General features: G+C 74.2%; 16 protein-coding genes. 4 read left to right on the top strand and 12 right to left on the bottom strand.

The genetic code is table 11. From position 1 onward, the window contains the following. Positions 1-34: 34 nt before the first annotated feature. From WIS52_RS24660 to WIS52_RS24650, 3 genes are all read right to left on the bottom strand, one after another. A complete protein-coding gene (locus tag WIS52_RS24660; RefSeq protein WP_349300743.1) occupies positions 35-976 on the bottom strand; it encodes an SGNH/GDSL hydrolase family protein in 942 nt (313 codons plus the stop codon). A 112-nt stretch (positions 977-1,088) separates the two neighbouring features. After that, the gene (speD, locus tag WIS52_RS24655; RefSeq protein WP_349300742.1) at positions 1,089-2,408 is read right to left on the bottom strand and encodes an adenosylmethionine decarboxylase; all 1,320 of its coding nucleotides are present in this window, start codon (positions 2,406-2,408) and stop codon (positions 1,089-1,091) included. A 77-nt stretch (positions 2,409-2,485) separates the two neighbouring features. Then, a complete protein-coding gene (locus tag WIS52_RS24650) occupies positions 2,486-3,637 on the bottom strand; it encodes a type III PLP-dependent enzyme domain-containing protein (RefSeq protein ID WP_349300741.1) in 1,152 nt (383 codons plus the stop codon). A gap of 47 nt (positions 3,638-3,684) precedes the next feature. Between WIS52_RS24650 and WIS52_RS24645 the strand changes: the two genes are divergently transcribed. Both WIS52_RS24645 and WIS52_RS24640 read left to right on the top strand, forming a co-directional pair. Next, positions 3,685-4,152 (top strand): pyridoxamine 5'-phosphate oxidase family protein, encoded by a 468-nt coding sequence (locus WIS52_RS24645; RefSeq protein ID WP_349300740.1) that lies wholly within the window; start codon positions 3,685-3,687, stop codon positions 4,150-4,152. Positions 4,153-4,286: 134 nt separating this feature from the next. Beyond that, on the top strand, positions 4,287-5,759 hold the full coding sequence (locus tag WIS52_RS24640; RefSeq protein WP_349300739.1) for an NAD-dependent succinate-semialdehyde dehydrogenase: 1,473 nt from the start codon (positions 4,287-4,289) through the stop codon (positions 5,757-5,759). A gap of 29 nt (positions 5,760-5,788) precedes the next feature. Here the strand turns inward: WIS52_RS24640 and WIS52_RS24635 are convergent, their stop codons facing one another. From WIS52_RS24635 to WIS52_RS24610, 6 genes are all read right to left on the bottom strand, one after another. After that, a complete protein-coding gene (locus WIS52_RS24635) occupies positions 5,789-7,735 on the bottom strand; it encodes a hypothetical protein (protein WP_349300738.1) in 1,947 nt (648 codons plus the stop codon). 77 nt (positions 7,736-7,812) lie between these two features. Then, a complete protein-coding gene (locus tag WIS52_RS24630) occupies positions 7,813-8,145 on the bottom strand; it encodes a hypothetical protein (protein WP_349300737.1) in 333 nt (110 codons plus the stop codon). Further along, positions 8,142-10,424 carry a hypothetical protein gene (locus WIS52_RS24625; protein ID WP_349300736.1) on the bottom strand — a complete coding sequence of 761 codons (2,283 nt, stop codon included), beginning with the start codon at positions 10,422-10,424 and terminating at the stop codon, positions 8,142-8,144. The genes WIS52_RS24630 and WIS52_RS24625 overlap by 4 nt, the downstream gene beginning before the upstream one ends. Further along, on the bottom strand, positions 10,421-12,112 hold the full coding sequence (locus tag WIS52_RS24620) for a lipopolysaccharide biosynthesis protein (RefSeq protein ID WP_349300735.1): 1,692 nt from the start codon (positions 12,110-12,112) through the stop codon (positions 10,421-10,423). The genes WIS52_RS24625 and WIS52_RS24620 overlap by 4 nt, the downstream gene beginning before the upstream one ends. Beyond that, positions 12,109-12,486, bottom strand: coding sequence for a hypothetical protein (locus WIS52_RS24615; protein WP_349300734.1), 378 nt, complete (start codon positions 12,484-12,486; stop codon positions 12,109-12,111). The genes WIS52_RS24620 and WIS52_RS24615 overlap by 4 nt, the downstream gene beginning before the upstream one ends. Positions 12,487-12,639: 153 nt before the next feature. Further along, on the bottom strand, positions 12,640-13,707 hold the full coding sequence (locus WIS52_RS24610; protein ID WP_349300733.1) for a glycosyltransferase family 2 protein: 1,068 nt from the start codon (positions 13,705-13,707) through the stop codon (positions 12,640-12,642). A 534-nt stretch (positions 13,708-14,241) separates the two neighbouring features. On the opposite strand from WIS52_RS24610, the gene WIS52_RS24605 reads away from it, so the two are divergent. Beyond that, positions 14,242-15,135 carry a glycosyltransferase family 2 protein gene (locus tag WIS52_RS24605; protein WP_349300732.1) on the top strand — a complete coding sequence of 298 codons (894 nt, stop codon included), beginning with the start codon at positions 14,242-14,244 and terminating at the stop codon, positions 15,133-15,135. A gap of 88 nt (positions 15,136-15,223) precedes the next feature. On the opposite strand, the gene WIS52_RS24600 is transcribed toward WIS52_RS24605, so the two are convergent. From WIS52_RS24600 to WIS52_RS24590, 3 genes are all read right to left on the bottom strand, one after another. After that, entirely contained in the window at positions 15,224-16,471 is a 1,248-nt protein-coding gene (locus WIS52_RS24600; RefSeq protein WP_349300731.1) for an SPFH domain-containing protein, read from the bottom strand. A 94-nt stretch (positions 16,472-16,565) separates the two neighbouring features. Continuing rightward, complete coding sequence (locus WIS52_RS24595) at positions 16,566-17,015, bottom strand: NfeD family protein (RefSeq protein ID WP_349300730.1); 450 nt, start codon at positions 17,013-17,015, stop codon at positions 16,566-16,568. 75 nt (positions 17,016-17,090) lie between these two features. Then, the gene (locus tag WIS52_RS24590) at positions 17,091-17,945 is read right to left on the bottom strand and encodes a DUF3097 domain-containing protein (protein ID WP_349300729.1); all 855 of its coding nucleotides are present in this window, start codon (positions 17,943-17,945) and stop codon (positions 17,091-17,093) included. 144 nt (positions 17,946-18,089) lie between these two features. Here WIS52_RS24590 and WIS52_RS24585 point away from each other — a divergent pair, with 144 nt between their 5' ends. Beyond that, complete coding sequence (locus tag WIS52_RS24585; RefSeq protein WP_349300728.1) at positions 18,090-18,887, top strand: hypothetical protein; 798 nt, start codon at positions 18,090-18,092, stop codon at positions 18,885-18,887. The last annotated feature ends 19 nt before the right edge of the window (positions 18,888-18,906 follow it).

Genomic DNA, 18,906 nt, shown 5'->3' with positions numbered 1-18,906 from the left:
CGATCACCGGTGCCGGCGCCCCCGCACCGCCGGGTCAGCCGGCGTCGGCGACCTCGATCAGCTCCGAGGACGGCGGGGCCACCGGCACGCCGACGACCTCACCGGTGGCGGCGGCCATCGCCCGCATGCCCCGGTCGTTCGGGTGCACCGGCGCGGCCGGGGACGTCGGCACCAGGCCCTCGACCCACTTCACACCCGGGAGCTTGCAGATGTCGTGCCCGATCGTCGGGGTGTAGGTGTCGACGTAGTCCACACCGGCGTCGGCGGCCTTCGCCTCGAGCATCGCGTTCAGCGACTTCTGCGTGTCGCGCAGGTACGCGGTGTCCCCGGGGCTGAACGGCGCGACCGGGAAGCAGCCCGGGCCGCTGTCCGGGAGGATCACCGGGTACCCGACGAGCGCAACCTGCGCCCGCGGCGAGCGCTCCCGGATCGCCGCCAGCACCGCGGCGACGTCGTCGGCGGTGTCGTCGATGCGCTGCGCCAGCTCGTCGGAGCCGTCGGCGGTGTAGAAGTCCCGGCAGGCCGCGCCCAGCAGGTTGGTCGACGACCGCGTCGAGCACTCGGTGATGATCGAGGCGAACCCGATGTCGTTGCCCCCGATGGTCAGCGTGACCAGCGACTCCGACCCGTCCAGCGCGTCGAGCTGGGGCGGGTTCGGGCCGGCGGCCACGGCCTGCGGCCCGGTCAGGTGCTCGGTCGTCGCGCCGCTGCAGGAGGCGTCGGTGAAGTCGGTGAAGCCGCCGGAGTTCGCCAGCACCGACGGGTAGTTCTGGGTCGAGCGCAGGCACCCGGCCGGGCGGCCGGTCTGCGCCGGGATCAGCGGTCCGGCGGCGTAGGAGTCGCCGAGCGCGACATAACGCCCGGCCGGCGCGTCGAACAGCGACCCCGACATCGTGCCGTTGTCGGCGTAGAGCGTCGGCGCCTCCGCCTGGGCGGGCGCGAGCGCACCCATGCCCACCGAGGTGAGGGCGGTCATGGCGGCGACGGCGAGCAGCCGGGCGGAGCGGGAACGACGCACGTCACGGCCAACGAGCGACCGCACGCGCGGTTACGCCCCGTATGGGCGCAACCGCACGGCGGCGCCGACCTCAGCCGGTCAGCCGGCGCAGCGCCAGCGGCGCGACGAGCCGGTGGCGCAGGCTGGTCTCGTCCCACTGCTCGGGACGCGGGTCCCCGACGTCGCGCCCGGCCAGCCGGGTCGCCGCGACCTCACCGGGGTCGGTCATCGGCTCGCGGACCCCGGCGAGGAACGCCCACTCGTGCTCCTCGCATCCGATGTAGACCCCGCGCCCGCCGGTCGCGCCGAACACCGCGTCGAACCGCTGCCAGGCCGAGCGCAGGGTGGCGTCGCGCCACACCGCGGGGCTGCCGGCCTGGTAGACCAGCACGCCGCCGTCGGTGAGCCGGTCCGCGCAGGCCTGCACGAACTCCGCGTCGTAGAGCCGGTTGATCTGTGCGTCCGGCTCGTCGGGCCGCTCGTCGGGCAGGTCGACGACGATCAGGTCCCACCGCTCGGTCGCGTCGAGCACGAACTGCCGGCCGTCGCCGTAGGTCAGCCGGATCGGGCCGTCGCCGCGCTCGGCGGCGGCGAGGGTCTCGGGCGTGTAGCCGTAGGGCAGGTGCTCGGCGCAGATCCGGACGGCCTCGGTGTCGATGTCGACGTGGTCGACGTGCGTCGCTCCCGCGGCGACGGCCATCTCGGAGGCGACGCCCTCGGACGAGCCGACGATCAGCACCCGGTCCAGGTTCCGGGCCAGCAGCGCGCCCGGCCAGACCAGGGCCTCGTGGTAGGTGAGCTGAGTGTGCTCGGTGGACTGGCGCTCGTCGTCGCAGAACAGCGTGACGCCGTGCGCGGTGTCGGCGACGACGACCTTCTGGAAGCCGGTGTCCGCCACGTGGTGCACCCGCCCGAGCCGCCAGCGCCGGGTGAGCCCCTCGGAGATCGGCTCGGTGACGGTGCGCGGCGCGCCGCCGCGGTCGACGGTCTGCAGCGCGGTGTCGGTGGCACCGACCCGCTCGGCGAGGTTCCGGACGGCGGCCACCGGGTCGGCGCTGTCCCCGCAGGTGAACACGTCGACGTGCATCCCGCCGTGCTCCGGCCAGGTGTGGATCGACGCGTGCGACTCGGCCAGCACCGCGACGACCGTCGCGCCCTGCGGCTCGAACCGCTCGGTGACGATCTGGCGGACCTGCGCGCCCGCCGCGGTCAGCGCGGCACCGAGGTCGGCACGCAGCCGCTCCACGTCGTCGAGCACGCCGGCGTCGATGCCGCCGAGCTCGGCCAGCACGTGCCGGCCGACCGGGGAGGCGGTGCTCGGCAACGCGGGAACGCCCGGACCGTCGGCGCTCGGATGGAGCTCCCCGGCGGCGGTCGACGCGGGCGGGATCAGCGAGGTGGAGGGTGACACGTGGGCACACGGTAACGGCCGCGTTTCACGCGCGCGCCCCTTTCCCGGCGCGGCGTGGCACGACTCATGCGCGATGATCAGGAGGCGCCCGCCACGACCACCTCGAGCGGCCCGAAACCGTTGAACCCGACCGACGCGTAGCTGGCGGTGTAGGCCCCGGTGCACAGCAGGTCGAGGACGTCCCCGGCGGCGAGATCGAGCGGCAGCGGGACCGGGGTGCGGCGGTAGACGACGTCGTCGCCGTCGCAGGTCGGGCCGGCCAGCACCGCGGGACCGTCCGGAGCGGTGCGCCCGGGCACCCGGACCGGGTAGCCGATCGCCTCGCCCTCCGTCTCGGCGAGCCCCTGGTAGCGGCCGACGTCGAGGTACACCCAGCGCCGGTGGTCGATGCCCGGGCGCCGGGACACCCGCAGCACCGTCGCGCGCAGCACCCCGGCGTCGGCGACGAGCGCGCGGCCCGGCTCGAGCAGCAGGGCCGCGCCGTCGACGTCCCCCGCGGCCACGGCGCCGGCCACCGCGGCCCGTACCGCGGCGGCGAACGCGTGCGGCCCGGCGACGGGGCCGCGGTAGGCGACCGGCCAGCCGCCGCCCAGGTCCAGCTCGGGGCGGGCCAGCCCGGCCCGCCCGGCCACCCGCAGTGCGACGGCGACGGCCGCGGCGTAGGTCTCCGGCCGGGTCTGCTGCGACCCGGCGTGGAACGTGAGGCCGGCCGGGACCAGCCCCCGGTCGGCCACCCGGCGCAGCAGCCGCACCGCCTCGTCCGGTAGCGCGCCGAACTTGCCGTGGAACGGCGTCGCCGACCCGGTGTCGTCGACGCTCAGCCGGACCTGGACCCGGGCGCCGGGCACCTCGGCCGCGAGCGCGTCGACGTCCTCGGCGCTGTCGGTGACGAACCGGCGGACCCCGGACGCCGCCGCGGCCGCCGCCGCGCCCGGGCCGCGCACCGGGTTGCCGTGCTGGATCAGCGCCGGGTCGGCGCCGGCGGCGAGACAGAGGTCGATCTCCGGCTGGGAGGCGACGTCGAACCCGGCGCCGGACTCGACCAGCGCGCGCAGCACCGCCGGCTCGGGGCAGGCCTTGACCGCGTAGAGGACCGCCGCGTCACCGAACGCCGCGGCGAGCTCGCGGTGGCGCTCCCGCACGACCTGCGGGTCGAGCGCCAGGTACGGCGTCGGGCGGGTCTCGGCGAGCAGCTTCTCGAGCCCGGGGCTCGGGACGTGATCGGACACGGGAACAGATGCTCCCCCGGCGTCCGGCGCCGATCTACGGTGCCCCCATGACCGCACCGAAGCCGCAGCGCCGCGCCCGGAGGATCGCGATGACGCCGGAGGAGGTCGACGCGTTCCTCGCCGCCGAGCGCACCTGCCGGGTCGCGACCAACGGCACGCACGGACCGCACGCCACCCCGCTCTGGTACCTCTGGGACGGCGGGAACCTGTGGCTGACCTCGCTGTCACGCTCCCAGCGCTGGACCGACCTGATGAACGACCCGCGGATCGCCGCCGTCGTCGACGCCGGGCACGACTACGGCGAACTGCGCGGCGTGGAGCTGCGCGGCACCGTCGAGGTGGTCGGCGAGGTCCCGCGCACCGGCGAGCCGCATCCCGAACTGGAACGGGTCGAGCAGGCCTACGCCGACCGTTACACCGGCGGGCAGGTCGTGGTCGACGGCCGGCACGCCTGGTTGCGACTGCGCCCGGAGAAGATCACCAGCTGGGACTTCCGGAAGATCCCGCAGAGCTGACCGGTCCCTGCGTGATCATCGGGTTGGCGCCGGCAGGTGCCACGGCCGGCACCGATCGGGACCCTTGTGATGATCACGTGGCCGGGGGCCCGCACGGCGTGTGATCCCCGGCGTGACCGGGGTACGTTGCGGCCATGACGACCACAGCGGACGAGCGCAGGGTGCTGGACGGGGTGCCGACCGGACTGTTCATCGGCGGGGAATGGCGCGCCGCCGGGAACGGTGCCACCGCGAAGGTGGAGGACCCGTCCACCGGCGAGGTGCTGACCGAGGTCGCCGACGCCTCCCCCGCCGACGGCATGGACGCGCTGGCCGCCGCGCACGCCGCGCAGCCGGGGATCGCGGCGATGCCCCCTCGGCAGCGCAGCGAGATCCTCTACCGCGCCTACCAGCTGCTGCACGAGCGCGCCGACGACCTGGCCCTGCTCATGACCCTGGAGATGGGCAAGCCGCTGGCCGAGGCGAAGGGCGAGGTCGTCTACGCCAGCGAGTTCCTGCGCTGGTTCGCCGAGGAGGCCGTGCGCATCTCCGGCGGCTACCAGGTCGCCCCGAACGGCCAGACCCGGTTCCTGACGATCCGCCAGCCCGTCGGGGTCTGCGTGTTCGTCACGCCGTGGAACTTCCCGCTCGCCATGGGCACCCGCAAGATCGCGCCAGCGATCGCCGCGGGCTGCGCGTCGATCATCAAACCGGCGCCGCAGACCCCGCTGACGATGCTCGCCTTCGCCCAGGTGCTGGCCGACGCCGGGCTGCCCGGCGGCGCGCTGAACGTTCTCAACGCCACCGACGCCGGCGCGGTGATGGAGCCGATCATCCGCGACGGCCGGGCCCGCAAGATCTCCTTCACCGGCTCCACCCCGGTCGGCAAGAAGCTCCTGGAACAGGCCGCCGACAAGGTTCTGCGGTCCTCGCTGGAGCTGGGCGGCAACGCCTCGTTCATCGTGCTGGACGACGCCGACGTCGACGCCGCCGTCGAGGGCGCGATGGTCGCCAAGATGCGCAACATGGGCGAGGCCTGCACCGCGGCGAACCGGTTCTACGTGCAGCGCGGCGTCGCCGAGGAGTTCACCGCCAAGCTCGCCGCGCGGATGGGCGCCCTCAAGGTCGGCCGCGGCACCGAGGACGGGGTGAACGTCGGCCCGCTGATCGACGCCAAGGGCCGGGACAAGGTCACCGACCTGGTCGCCGACGCCGTCGCCAACGGGGCGAGCGTGGCCGTGGGTGGCACCGCCCAGGACGGGCCGGGCTACTTCTACCCGCCGACCGTGCTCACCGACGTCCCCGCCGACTCCCGGCTCAACCACGAGGAGATCTTCGGGCCGGTCGCGCCGATCACCGTCGTCGACACCGCCGACGCGGCCCTCGCCGCGGCCAACGCCACCGAGTTCGGCCTGGTCAACTACGTCTACACCCGGGACATCACCGAGGCGCTGCGGATCTCGGAGAACCTGGAGAGCGGCATGATCGGGCTCAACACCGGGCTGGTGTCGAACCCGGCCGCGCCGTTCGGCGGGGTCAAGGAGTCCGGACTGGGCCGCGAGGGCGGCATGGTCGGGATCGACGAGTTCCTGGAGACCAAGTACGTGGCGATCGGCTACAGCGGCTGAGCTCTCCTCAGCCGGGCGGAGGCCGCGGGTCAGCCGGGGTCGGCCCCGGTCGGCGGCAGGGTGCGCACGAGGACGGCGTTGAAGCCGTTCTCGTAGGTGGCCCGGTACTCCCCCGACCCGGTCAGCTGCTCCCGGATCGCGAGCGTCCATCCCGGCTGCTCGCCGTTCAACACCACGCCCTGCTTCTCGATCGAGGTGTAGAACAGCAGCGTCTGCGGTTCGACCAGGGCGATGCAGCGCAGCGGGTCCCGGGCGAGGACGGCGCAGCCCTGCCCCGCCGACGCCATGTTGTTGTGCTCGCGTACGCCCTCCACCGCGTACGGGCCGACCGTGGACAGCGGTTGCACGGTCAGACCGGGCGGGGTCTCGGCATAGGCCTGCCGGGTCATCTCGACGTCCTCGGTGGTGACCTCGAGGTAGGCGTCGTTCCCGCCCCGGATGACGATCAGCAACGGGAACAGCACCAGCATCCCGGCCGCCAGCAGCCGTTCCCGGCCGCGGTCGGCCCGGACGAACGCCCGCAGGGCCTCCGCCCCGAGGATCACCAGGATCGGCAGCCCGTAGAGGAGGACGCGGAACAGCAGCTCGCCGCCGTAGCTCTGCACGGCCGCCATGCCCATCGGCACCGCCGCCAGCGCGATCGGTACCAGGTCCCGGCGTCGCCTCCAGTAGACCCAGGCCCCGGCGATCGCGATCAGCCAGGTCAGCACCGGCATCACGGCGCGCACCACCTTGACCGCGATCTGGCCGTCGTCGCCCTGCAGCCGCTGGAAGAACCCGGCCTCGATCGCGCCGGCCGCGCCCTCGCCGCCGGTGAGCATCCCGATCTGGTTCATCCAGAAGTCCCGGCCGGCGATCAGCACGTAGACGGCCACGGCGAGGGACGCGACGATCACCAGGCCGCGGCCGCGGAAGCGGCCCACGACGGCGAGCACCACGAGCTGGCCGATGATCGCGTACGGGGTCAGCTGGTGTGCCGGTGCCAGCGCGATCAGGCACAGCGCGGCGCAGAGGTAGATCAGCAGCAGCTGCCGGGGCGGCAGCGTGGGCCGGTTCGGCGGCGTCCTCGCACTGGTCAGCCAGCGGCGCCACCGGGGCGACCGGGGCGCGCCGCGGTGTGGCCGCGGCCAGTTCGGCGCCCCGGCGTCGTCGACCCGGCGGGTGGCCAGCGGGCCGAGCGCGAAGGTCAGCACGGTCAGCATCAGCACGACCGCGGTCGCCTGCGGGGAGAAGTAGTCCTGCTCGATCCAGTTGAGGCCGACGAACAGCCACGCGGCCGCCCACGGTGCCCGGGTGCCGCCCAGCATCGAGCGGGCCAGCGCATAGACCCCGAGCGCCCACACCGCGACGACCACCGGCGGGTACCAGCGCAGGATCGTGTCCAGCTGGTCGGCGCCGGCGGCGTCGCGGAACCAGGCCCACTGCGCGAAGAACGCCGGCCAGTAGAAGCGCGCGTCCACCCCGGTCGGCGGGATCCCCCGGCCCGCGACGGCGTCGACGAAGCCGGAGATCAGCCACGCGGTGGTGAACCGGGCCTGCGGCTGCACCACCGACGGCATGCCGGTGCTGCACAGGATGAGCACGGCGGTGGCGGCGCCGAGCATCGGGATCCGCGGACGCGGCGACCACAGCTCGACCACACAGCACGCGACGGCGAGGATCACCGCGACCCAGCCGAACGGGCTGAGCACCGCGGCCAGCCCCCAGCCGTCGAGCCGGGTGAGGTCGGTGGTCATCGCGGCCGGGGGCAGCAGCGCCACGGCGAGTACCGCCAGTACCGGCGACGCCCACGGCCACAGCGCCGAGCGCGCCCCCGCTCCCCGGGCCGGGGCCGGCGGCGGGCCGCTACCCGGCGGGAGCGGCTCGACGAACTGGGTCTGTTCGCTCGCGCTCGCGCCGGGCTCGCAGGCACCGGGCGACACCGTGCCCCCCGGGGCCGGATCGGGCGCACCCGCCGGGCGGGCCTCCGACGTCACGGGTCAGCCTCCGAGGGCGACCGGCACTTCCCGGACGCCCGGGACCCGCTCCCCGGTGGCTGTCGGCCCGCCCAGGGTCACGACCCGTCCGCGGGGGCCGGCGGGGCGATCGGGGCCGCCGGATCCGCCGCCGGATCCCCGGGCGGCAGGCCCGCGATCGGCGACACGTCCGACGGCGTGCCCAGCTCGGGCTCGCCGTTGACGATCAGGTCGACCAGCGTGAGCCCGCCGTTGAGGGTGAGCAGGACGGCCAGCCCGACGACGCTGAGCGCGACCGCGCCGGTCAGGACGCGCTGCGCCGTCCCGGGGGTGCTCAGCCGATCGCGCCGGCTCTCGACCACCCAGGCCCGCGCGGCGAACAGCGCCAGGACGACGCCCGCGGCGAGCCAGGTCAGCTGGAATCCGTTCACGGGGTCCCCTCCCCGGTCGCCGGCGGTGCAGCGGGGTCGGCCGCGGGGTCGGGCGGCGGGGCCGCCTCCTCGCCCTCGGCGGGCTCGGGCGGTGCGGTGCTGACCAGGATCGCGTTGAACCCGTTCTCGTAGGTCGCCCGGTACTGGCCGGATGCGATCAGCTGTTCGCGGACGGCCAGCGTCCAGCCCTCCGGCTGGTCGTTGAGCACGACGCCCTGCTTCTCCATCGAGCCGTAGAACATCACCGTCTGCGGCTGCACCTGCTCGATGCACGGGATCGGGTCCATCGCCAGGATCGTGCAGCCACGCACGCTGTTGGTCATGTTCTCGTGCTCGCCGATGCCGGTCAGCCCGTAGGGGCCCACCGTCGACAGCGGCTGCACCTTCGCCCCCGGTGGGGCCTCGGCGTAGGCCTGGCGGGTCATCTGGACGTCCTCGGTGGTGACGTCGAGGTAGGCGTCGTTCCCACCCCGGATCAGCACCAGGAACCCGAACAACACCACCATCCCGCCGGCCAGGATGCGTTCCCGCTTGCGGTCCACCCGGGCGAACGCGCGCAACGCGTCGGTGGCCAGGATGGTCAGGATCGGGAGGCCGAACAGCACGATGCGCAGGAAGACCTCGCCGCCGTAGCCCTGCGCCGCGAACGCCATCGGCACCGCGGCCAGGAAGATCGGCACCAGGTCGCGGCGACGCTTCCAGTAGACCCAGGCGCCGGCGATGGCGAGCAGCCAGGTCAGCCCCGGCATCAGGACGCGCAGCGCCTTGACCGCGATCTGACCGGTGTCACCGACCAGCCGGTCGGCGACACCCGACTGCAGCGCCCCGCCGTCCTGGTCGCCACCGGTGATCATCGAGATCTGGGTCATCCAGAAGTCCCGGGCGGCGATCAGCACGAACACCAGCACCGCGAGCATCCCGATGATGACCAGGCCCCGGCCGCGGAACCGGCCGACGACCGTCAGCACCACCAGCTGACCGATGATCGCGAACGGGGTGAGCTGGTGCGACGGCGCCAGCGCGATCAGGCACAGCGCGGCACAGAAGTAGATCAGCAGCAGCTGCCGGGCCGGCAGGGTCGGCTGGTTCGGCGGTGTGAGCGCGCTGTTCAGCCAGCGACGCCAGCGGGGCAGTTTCGGTGACCCCTTGTGCGGGCGCGGCCACCCCGGCACTCCCGCGTTGTCCTGCCGGCGGGTCGCCAGCGGGCCGAGCGCGAACACCAGCACGGTCAGCATCAGCACGACCGCCGACGCCTGCGGCGAGAAGTAGTCCTGCTCGATCCAGTTCATCCCGACGAACAGCCAGGCCGCGACCCAGGGCGCTCGGGTGCCGCCCAGCATCGAGCGCGCCAGCGCGTAGACGCCGATCGTCCAGACCGCGACGATCGCCGGCGGGTACCAGCGCAGGATCACGTCGAGCTGGTCGATCCCGGCGGCGTCCCGGAACCAGGCCCACTGCGCGAAGAACGCCGGCCAGTAGAAGCGCGCGTCCACGCCCGACGGCGGCACACCGTCGCCGGCGACCGCGTCGACGAAACCGGAGATCAGCCAGGCGGTGGTGAACCGCGCCTGCGGCTGGACGACCGAGGGCATGCCGGTGCTGCAGAGGATCAGGACGCCGGTCGCGAAGCCCAGCATCGGGATCCGCGGTCGCCGCGACCACAGCTCGACCACGCAGCAGGCGATCGCCAGCAGCAGCGCGATCCAGCCGAACGGGCTGAGCACGGCGGCCAGGCCCCAGCCACCGAGCTGGGTGAGATCGGTGGTCATCGCGGCCAGCGGCAGCAGCAGCACCGCGAGGACCGCGAGCGCCGGCGACGCCCAGATCCACAGCGGCGACAGCGGCTCCTGCGGCCCCGAGGGCGGGGCCGGGGGCGGCGGCGGGCCGTCCCCCGCGCTGCGCGGCGGCATCCGGACGAACGACGTCGGCGACTCCGGGCCCGGCGGCGGTACGAACTGGGTCTGCTCGCTCGGGCTCTCGGCGCGCCGGCCCGCCTCACGGGTCGGTCCCGCCGCCGCACCCACCCGGGCGCGGGCGGCGTCACCACCGGCGGGCCGGCTCCCCTCGGCACCACCGGCGGGCCGGCTCTGCTCGGCGGGACCGGCCTCGCCGGGAGGGCGGGTGCCGGCCGGGCGCGGGCCGGGCGCGGGAGCCGCGTCCTCCGCGTAGCGGCGACGGCGGCCGGTTCCGGCCTGTGCGGGCCCCGACGGGCCGTTCCCCGCGGCGCGGGACCGCGGGGAGGGATCGGGTGCACCCGCCCTGCGGGTCTCCGACGTCACGTCTTCACCTCCGATGGTGGTCGGCGTCTCCACGCCGGGACGAATCTGAGTGCCAGCGCGCAGAGCAACTGCGACACGACGTAGGCGAGGACCATCGGCATCATGGTCATGCTCACCGAGGCGGTACCCGCCTCCGGCAGCGGGACGAAGCCCGCGAACACCAGTACCAGGGCGGTGTTCAGCAGCTGGATCTTGGCGTAGCCCATGCCGTCGCCGTCGGCCTGACGGCGGGCCAGCTCGAACACCACGAGCAGCCGGAACAGCAGGCCGACCATCAGCACGGCCAGCGCCGGGGCGCCCGCGGCGTAGCCCTCGCCGAGCAGCATGAGCACCGGGTAGCCGAGCGCGGCACCGATGCCCAGCACCGGGACGAACAGCAGCAGCATCCGGCGCCGGGCCACCCGGGCGAGCTCCTCGGCCCGGTGCGGCTCGCGGGCGGTCTGCACGGCCAGCGAGTTCGTGAAGAACGTCGCGGCCAGGTCGACGACGGTGGTCGCCTGCCAGCAGATGAAGAAGACCGCGCCGACCTCGTTGCCCATCCGCAGGTTCGCGAACAGCGGGACCTGGTTGTAGAGCAGCGCGTTGCCGACCTGGGCCAGCGCCGTCGGCGCCAGGAACGCGACGGCCTCGGTGCGGGTGGGGAGCCGGCCCGGTCCGCCCGACGCGGCGAAGCGACGCACCATGAACCAGATCGCGATGGTGCCGGCGGCGATCCAGATCATGATGGGGATCGCCCAGGACAGCACCAGCGCCTCGGCCGCGAGCGAGGTGCCGAGCAGCACCAGCAACACGATCCGGGCCACCGCGAAGGTCCCGTTGCGGACGACCGCGTTCCACGGCCTGCCGACCGCGACCATGATGAAGTCGTGCACGACGAACACGGCCCAGCCGGCGCACGTCAGCACCAGGATGCCCAGGCCGAGCCAGTAGTTCCCGCCGCCCGCGGTCTCGGCGATCCGGGGCACGATCACGCCGTAGATCAGGCCGAGCAGGCCGGACAGCGGCATGATCAGCAGCAGTGAGCCGAACGCGAGCCGGGTCGACAACCGTCCGGCACCGGGCAGCCAGCGCATCAGGCCGATGCCCAGGTTCAGCTGGGCGGCCCCGCCGATGAGCATGAACGCCGAGACGAACTCGGAGGCCTTGCCGACCTCCTCCTGCGGCATGATCCGCGCCGCGATCAGCACCCCGACCAGCCCGGCCACCGAGCCGAAGCCGGAGCACAGGGTCAGCGCCAGGCCGTCGGCCGAACTGTTCTTCGGCCCGTCCCCGTCCCCGTCCCCGGACCCGCCGTCCGCGCCGCCGGGATCGGCACGGGGCGGCTGGGGCGTCGGGGGCAGCGGCGGCTGCTCGCCGGGACCGCGCAGCCCGACGGCCGGCAGGTACTCGGTGCGCTGCTCGGCCATCGCGCGCGTGCGGGCGTGCGCGACCGGGAGTCTGTGCGTCGGGACGTCGTCGCCGGTCCCGGTCTCGACGTCCCGCGCGGTGGGGAGTGCCCGGGTCGCGGGGTCGGCGCGCGGGCCGCTCGTCCCCGCCGGTTCGGGCGCCAGGCCGTGCCGCGGGCCCGGGCGCCCACCGGGTCGCCGCGGGTCGCGCGGGCCGGTACCGGGGGTGTGCGTCGGGCCGGGGCCGGGGCCGGGACCGGGGGTGCCCGTACCGCGGGCGTGCGCCGGCCCGACCGGACTCACTGTGCGACCACCGCGTGGCGGAGCAGGAACGGGACGCTGAGCAGGGTCACCACGAACAGGGCCAGGGACGGCTCCCAGATCCCCAGGCTGACCATGATCTGGCCGCCGATCAGGGTGACCGCGGTGCCGACACCGAGGGTCAGCAGCCAGACGTGCGCGGCGGGTGCCCGGCGCAGGAAGCCGGCGGCGGCCCAGCCCGGACCGAGGAGCAGGAAGCCGATCGTGACGAGCAGCCGGAACTCGCCCAGGGCGCCGCCCGTGATGTTCGCGAGGTTCATCGCGCAGGCGACGACCCCGGCGGCCACGAGCAGGATCGCGACGTAGCGACGCGCGGTCCTCGCCCGGGTCAACTCCGCTGCGGACGGCGTGCTCACCGCGGCACTCTCCTTCTTCCGATCACCGGCGGCCGTCCGGTGGGACGGACGCCGGTCGACTTCCGGCGGCCCCGCGGGGCCGCGACTGCTCCGTCACCGGCGACGGTCCGGCCGGTCGGCCGTGATCTCCGCGCCGGTGCGCGGGAGAGGCGCTCAGGACGCTTCTTCGCCCCATGCGTACCGCACGCCGACCTGGTCGCTGCGCCGACCCTCCTGGTGTCCGGGAGCGGCGGCACGGCCGGGGCCGGCACCGTTCGGCACACCGTGACCGCCCTGGTGACGGCCGTCCCCGGCCACCGGACGGCCCGCGGACGACGGCTGCGACCGGTACGGCGGAAGGGTCGGGGCGTCGGTGGGGCCGGGCCGCGACGCCGGACGTGGTGCGGCGGGCGGGGTGCTGCCGGAGACGGACGGCGCCGGCACGTGGCCGACGATCCCGTCGCCCGGGGCCGCCGGGTGTCCCGCCGGCGGGGTGATCGCTGCCGGCGCGGTCACCTGCTCCTCGCGGGCGGCGCGGCGGCGCTCGGCGGCCAGCGTGCGCAGCACCCGGGTGCCGTCGGCGAAGGTCCGGAGGTTCGTGTCGCCGAACATCCGCTCCTTCTCGACGGAGGGGATCTCGGTGATCGCGAGCCCGGCGGCGGCGATCCGGCAGTTCAGCAGGGTCTCGATCTCGAAGCCGTCGCCCCAGTACATCCCGCCGTCCGGGTGCGGCGGCATGTCGACGGCCGGGAGCTCGAGCATCGGCAGGATGTCGGTCCAGAACGCGTTGTAGCCGTAGCAGAGGTCGGTGTAGCGGGTGCCGAACAGCGTGTTCGCGACCAGGTTCAGCCCGAAGTTGCCGCTGCGGCGCAGCAGGGTGATGTCCTCGCTGCCGCCGCCCTTGGCGAACCGGGAGCCCTTGGCGAAGTCCGCGCCGTCGACGAGGGCCTGCACGAACCGCGGGATCTCGGCCGGGTCGGCCGAGCCGTCGGCGTCGAACATGACCACGACGTCCCCGGTGGCGGCGGCGAAGCCGCAGGCCATCGCGTTGCCCTTGCCCTTGCGGGTCTGGCGCACGATCCGGACGCCGGGCAGCACCCGTTGGGCGGTCTCGATCGTCCCGTCGACGGAGTTGCCGTCGACCACGACGACCTCGTGCACGGCCGGCCGCACCGCGGCGACGGCCGGCAGCACGACCTCGAGGTTCCGTGCCTCGTTACGTGTCGGCACGATCACCGACACCCTCGGTTGGCTCGGACGATGCTGTCCTCGGTCAGGGCGCTTGTTCACCGGTCTCTCCCCCGAATCGATCGGTCCTGGCGCGCACAGGTGGCGAGCTGGTCGTGTCCGGCAGCACCGGCTACAGCCGGTGGATGCCTCGCCCCACAGGAAGGGGCATACGGCATATCTCCGTCGTCGCCGCTCGCGTTACGTGACACGCACCGCAGCGTGTGTCACCCGGACGGGTCCGTCCCGACGCGCGCGGCACGCTCCGAACACGATCGAACGGCCGGACACCACCGATCATCGTACGGACGCGGAGTGGATCTCCGGAGATCGGGACCACCCGTCCGCGTCCGGATAGCCGAGTCGCCGTGGATCATCCGGCGAACGGTGAGCGTCCGGCGACGAGCGGACGACCGGTGATTCCCGGTGCTCCACCGAGCCGATCTCCGCGCGGGTGCGGGGCACCGGCGGCGACGGCCGCGGCACCGGCGGGGGGTAGCGTGCCCGGGCGGCGACCCCGTTCCGTCCCGACTCCCGTGAGGTGACCCGATGAGGCCCGGCGGCTTCCAGCCCAGCGTGTCCGTCTGCATCCCCGTGCTCGACGGGGAGGCCTACCTCGCCGAGACGATCCGCAGCGTCCTCGACCAGAGCTGGCGCGATCTCGAGCTGGTGATCCTGGACAACGGGAGCTCCGACGCGAGCTGGGAGGTCGCGACGTCGTTCCGCGACCCGCGGATCCGGGTCGAGCGCAACCGGGAGACGCTGCCGCAGGCGGAGAACTGGAACCGCGCCGTCGGCCTGTGCCGGGCGCCGCTGGTCAAGCTCGTGTGCGCCGACGACCTGCTGCACCCGCGCGCCCTGGAGCTGCAGGTCCCGCCCATGCGGGACGACCCGTCGCTGGCGGTGCTGGCCTCGCGCCGGCACATGATCGACGAGCAGAGCCGGGTGATCGTGCCGCGGCGTGGTCTCGGCGGCGGCCTGGTCGGGCTGCACTCCGGCAGCGAGGTCGCCCGCAAGGTCATCCGCAACGGGGCGAACCCGATCGGCGAGCCGGCCTCGGTGCTGTTCCGTAAGGAGCAGTTCGTCACGGCCGGTGGCTGGCGGGGCGACCGCCGGCTGGTCATGGACCTCGACCTGTGGATGCGGTTGCTGCAGTACGGCGACTTCCTCGGCGTGCCCGAGACCCTCGCCGCGTTCCGGATCGGGCGCGGCTCGGTCTCGGCCGAGCACGCGCAGGCCATCGCCGCCGAGCAGCGCGACCTCCTCGCCGAGATCGGGTCGTCCGGCGCGTTCGAGGTGCGCGCGGTCGACGTCGGGATCGGCAAGCTGGCGCTGCCGCTGGGCCGGGCGCGGCGCAGCGCGCTGTTCCGGGTGTCCCGGATCGCCGCCCGCCGTGACGAGAAGGACCGCCAGGAGCGCTCGGAAGCGGCCGCGGCCGGCTGAGCGCCGGCGCCCCGGACGACCGTGGGCCCCGGTCCGGTGATCCGGACCGGGGCCCACGTCATGGGAGACCCGACAGGGACCCGGGGTCTCAGCCCCGCGGCTCCTGCGCACCGTTCGGCAGCGCCGACGGGTCCAGGCCGGGGACCTCACGGGACGCCTCGAGCTGGGCCGGGGACGCGCCCCCGCCGTTGCCCGCGGCCTCGGCACCCGGCACCGGCGGCACGTCCGCGCCGACCGGCGGGACCTCGGCCTGTGCCGCGGCGGAGGCCGCCGCGACCTGCTTGGCGATCTCCGGGTCGGTCGAGACGTCGAACCAGTCCTTGACCGACTCGTCGTCGTCGGCCGGACGGGACTCCGCGCCGTCGTACGGGCTCGGGCTGAACCGGAAGACGCCGTCCTCGCCGGGCGCGCCCAGCATCCGGGTGAAGCCCTCCAGCGCCTTGCCGAAGTCCGACGGCACGACCCACATCTTGCTGGCGTCGCCCTTGGCCATCTCGGGCAGCGTCTGCAGGTACTCGTAGGCGAGCAGTTCCGGCGTCGGCTTGCCGGCCTTGATCGCGGCGAACTTCTTCTCGATCGCCTTCGCCTCACCCTGGGCCTCGAGGTACTGCGCGGCCCGGCGACCCTGCGCCCGCAGGATCTCCGCCTGCCGCTCGGCCTCGGCACCGAGGATCGCGGCCTGCTTCGAGCCCTCGGCGGTGAGGATCTGGGACTGCTTCTGACCCTCGGCGCTGCGGATGGCCGACTCCCGCTGGCCCTCGGCGTTGAGGATCATGGCCCGCTTCTCGCGGTCCGCCTTCATCTGCCGCTCCATCGACTCCTGGATGGAGGGCGGCGGGTCGATCGCCTTGATCTCGACCCGGCCGACGCGGATGCCCCAGCGCTCGGTGGCCTCGTCCAGCTCACCGCGCAGCACCGTGTTGATCCGGTCCCGCGAGGTCAGCGTCTGCTCCAGCGTCATGCCACCGACGACGTTCCGCAGGGTCGTCGTGGTGATCTGCTCGACACCGGCGATGTAGTTCGCGATCTCGTAGACCGCCGACTTCGCGTCGTTCACCTTGAAGTAGACGACGGTGTCGATGTTGACGGTCAGGTTGTCCTGCGTGATCACCGGCTGCGGCGGGAACGACACGACCTGCTCACGCAGGTCGACCCGCTCGCGGGTGCGGTCCACGAACGGCACCAGGATGGCGGGGCCGCCCTCCCGGGTGCTGTGGTACTTACCGAGCCGCTCGATGATGTAGGCCCACTCCTGCGGCACGATCACGATCGACTTCGCGACCACCGTCACCACCAGCACGAGCAGGATGACTGCGATGATGAAACCGCCGTCCATCCGATCTCCCCTCGATGCGCGCCGGCGGACCGGCGCTCATTGTCCACCCCGGACTCCCCGGGGCTGTTCGCCGTAGCCTCTCACCAAGATCGGATCAGGCGTCAGGCAGTTCCCCCCGACCGGTGACGAGCACGGCCGCGCCGGTCACCTGCAGCACGGTGGCGGTGGCGCCCTCCTCGAGGACCTCCTCGCCGTCGATGGACCGGGCGGTCCAGAGCTCCCGGCCGATCCGCACCTGTCCCCCGGCCCCGTCGACCCGCTGGACGACCTGTGCGGCGGATCCGATGAAGCGGTCCTGGTGCCGCTCCAGGGTGCCCATCCGTTCCTGCAGTTTCCGTTTCGCGGCCGGCCGTACGCCCAGCACGAGCACGATGGAGACGCCGCCGAACACGCCGGCGACCGCCAGCGCAGGCAGTCCCAGGGCGGCGGCGGCGGCCGCGGCGAGCGCGCCCCCGCCGAGCATCGCCAGGAAGAGCTCGCCGTGCGCCGCCTCGGCCCCGACCAGTACCACCCCGACGAGCAGCAGGATCAGTGCCAGTTCCATGTCACCAGAGTGCCACGGAATCGGACATCCGGCGGAGCGCTTGCATCGCGGACGCGCCGCCCGGTCTCCCGATCGTTATCGCGGACCGGATTCCTCGGCCGCCGTGACGAAGTCGATCAGCCGCTCGACCGCGCCGATCATGGGCGTCTCCAGGTCGCGGTAGTTGCGGACCGCGCCCAGCACGCGCCGCGCCCCGTCGGCCGGTTCGCCCCAGCCGAGCCGGGCACAGATCCCGGTCTTCCAGTCCGTGCCGCGCGGGATCTCCGGCCAGGCACGGATGCCGACGACCTCGGGCTTCACCGCCTGCCAGACGTCGACGTAGGGGTGCCCGGTGACCAGCACGTGCTGCTGTGCGGCGCGGGTCGCCCGGTAGGCCTCGCGGGCCTGGCGGGTCTCCTTGGTGCCCTCGACGAGGTGGTCGACCAGGATCCCCAGCCGCCGGTGCGGGCCGGGGTCGAAGTCGCGGACGGCGGCGGCCAGGTCGTCGACGCCGTGCAGCGGTTCGACGACGACGCCCTCGACCCGCAGGTCGTGTCCCCAGACCCGTTCGAGCAGCTCGGCGTCGTGCAGCCCCTCGACCCAGATCCGGGCCGCCCGGGCGGTGCGGGCCTTCAGGTTCGCGACGTGCACGGAGCCGGACGCCGAGAGCGTGCGGCCGCCGGCGGGCTTCGCGACCGGACGGACCAGCGTGGCCGGGGCGCCCTCGTACAGGAACGCGGCCGGGCGCAGCGGGAACACCCGTCGTCCGCCGTGCCGGTCCTCCAGGGTCACCTCGGCCGCGGTGATCGTCACGACGGCGCCGCAGAACCCGGTCGCCGGGTCCTCCACGACCAGCCCGGGCTCGGCCGGCACCTCGGGCACCTGCTTCCGTCGGACGGTCCGGGTCCCGGCGGAGTCGAACATGCCGCGGTAGTCGTGGGTCCGGCTCATGACCCGAGTATCGGCGGGCACGGCAGCCGGACCGCGGTACGACACGCCCGCTCCCGCTCTGTGACTTCCAGCGTACGGCCGGGCACGCAGCGTCACCCACGTGCAGGGGTGTGCAGGCAGTGATCGACGGTTAGCCTGGCCGCCGTGTCCAGTGCCTCCGCGACCTTGGCCGTGTGGGCCTCGGCCTGGCTGGCCGGGTCCGCCGCCCCCGACGACGTCCTCGACGCGCTCGCGCCGTGGTCCGAGGCGCACGACGTGCTGGCCGCCGACGACGAGGGCGCCACGCGGACCGGGCTCCCCGGCCCGGGCGCGCCGCCGACGTCGACCGCGATGCTGCTGGCCGCCGTGCGCCGCACCGCACCGCGCGGGCAGGCCCGCCTGGTGCTGCCCGCGCCCGGCGACGTCCGCGGCCTGCCCGGCCCCGGCCGCTTCTCCCGGGAGGCGACGACGGCCGGTGAGGGCGTGCTGTTCCCGGACGCCGGGTTCGGCGTCGTCCCCTCCGCGATCGCCGACGGCGTCGTCCGCTGGACCGTCTACGCGGTCGGGGACAGCGGTCCGGTCCCCGAGTACGTGCCGCTGAACGAGGCCGAGCGGGACCTGCGCGGCCAGGTGCGCAGCGCCGCGGCGGCGCTCACCGACCTCGGCGTGGCCCGGCACCGGCCCGGGGTGCGCGAGGAGATCGCCGCCGCGCTGCGCCGCCGTCCGCACGCGCTGTGGCCGGACGGCATGCCGCCGCAGGCGCTGCGGGTGCTCCAGCAGGCCGACGAGGTCGACGCCATCCTCGGCGCGGCGGCGGGCGACGAACCGGGCGGGGCGCTGTCCGCCTCGGCCGCCATCGCGCGGTCGGACGCGTTGCGTCCCATCGCCACCGCCGTGCGGGTGGCGCGCCGGGCCGCGGTTGCCGAGGCCGTGCGGGTGCTGGTGTCGGTGCCGCGGGCCTGAGAAATCCGATCGCGGGCCG

Origin of the sequence: Pseudonocardia nematodicida (assembly GCF_040105385.1) — a bacterium.
GTDB classification, from domain to species: Bacteria; Actinomycetota; Actinomycetes; order Mycobacteriales; family Pseudonocardiaceae; genus Pseudonocardia; species Pseudonocardia nematodicida.
The sequence above is the reverse complement of the archived record's forward strand: the minus strand, read 5'-3'. Positions and strand labels throughout refer to the sequence as shown.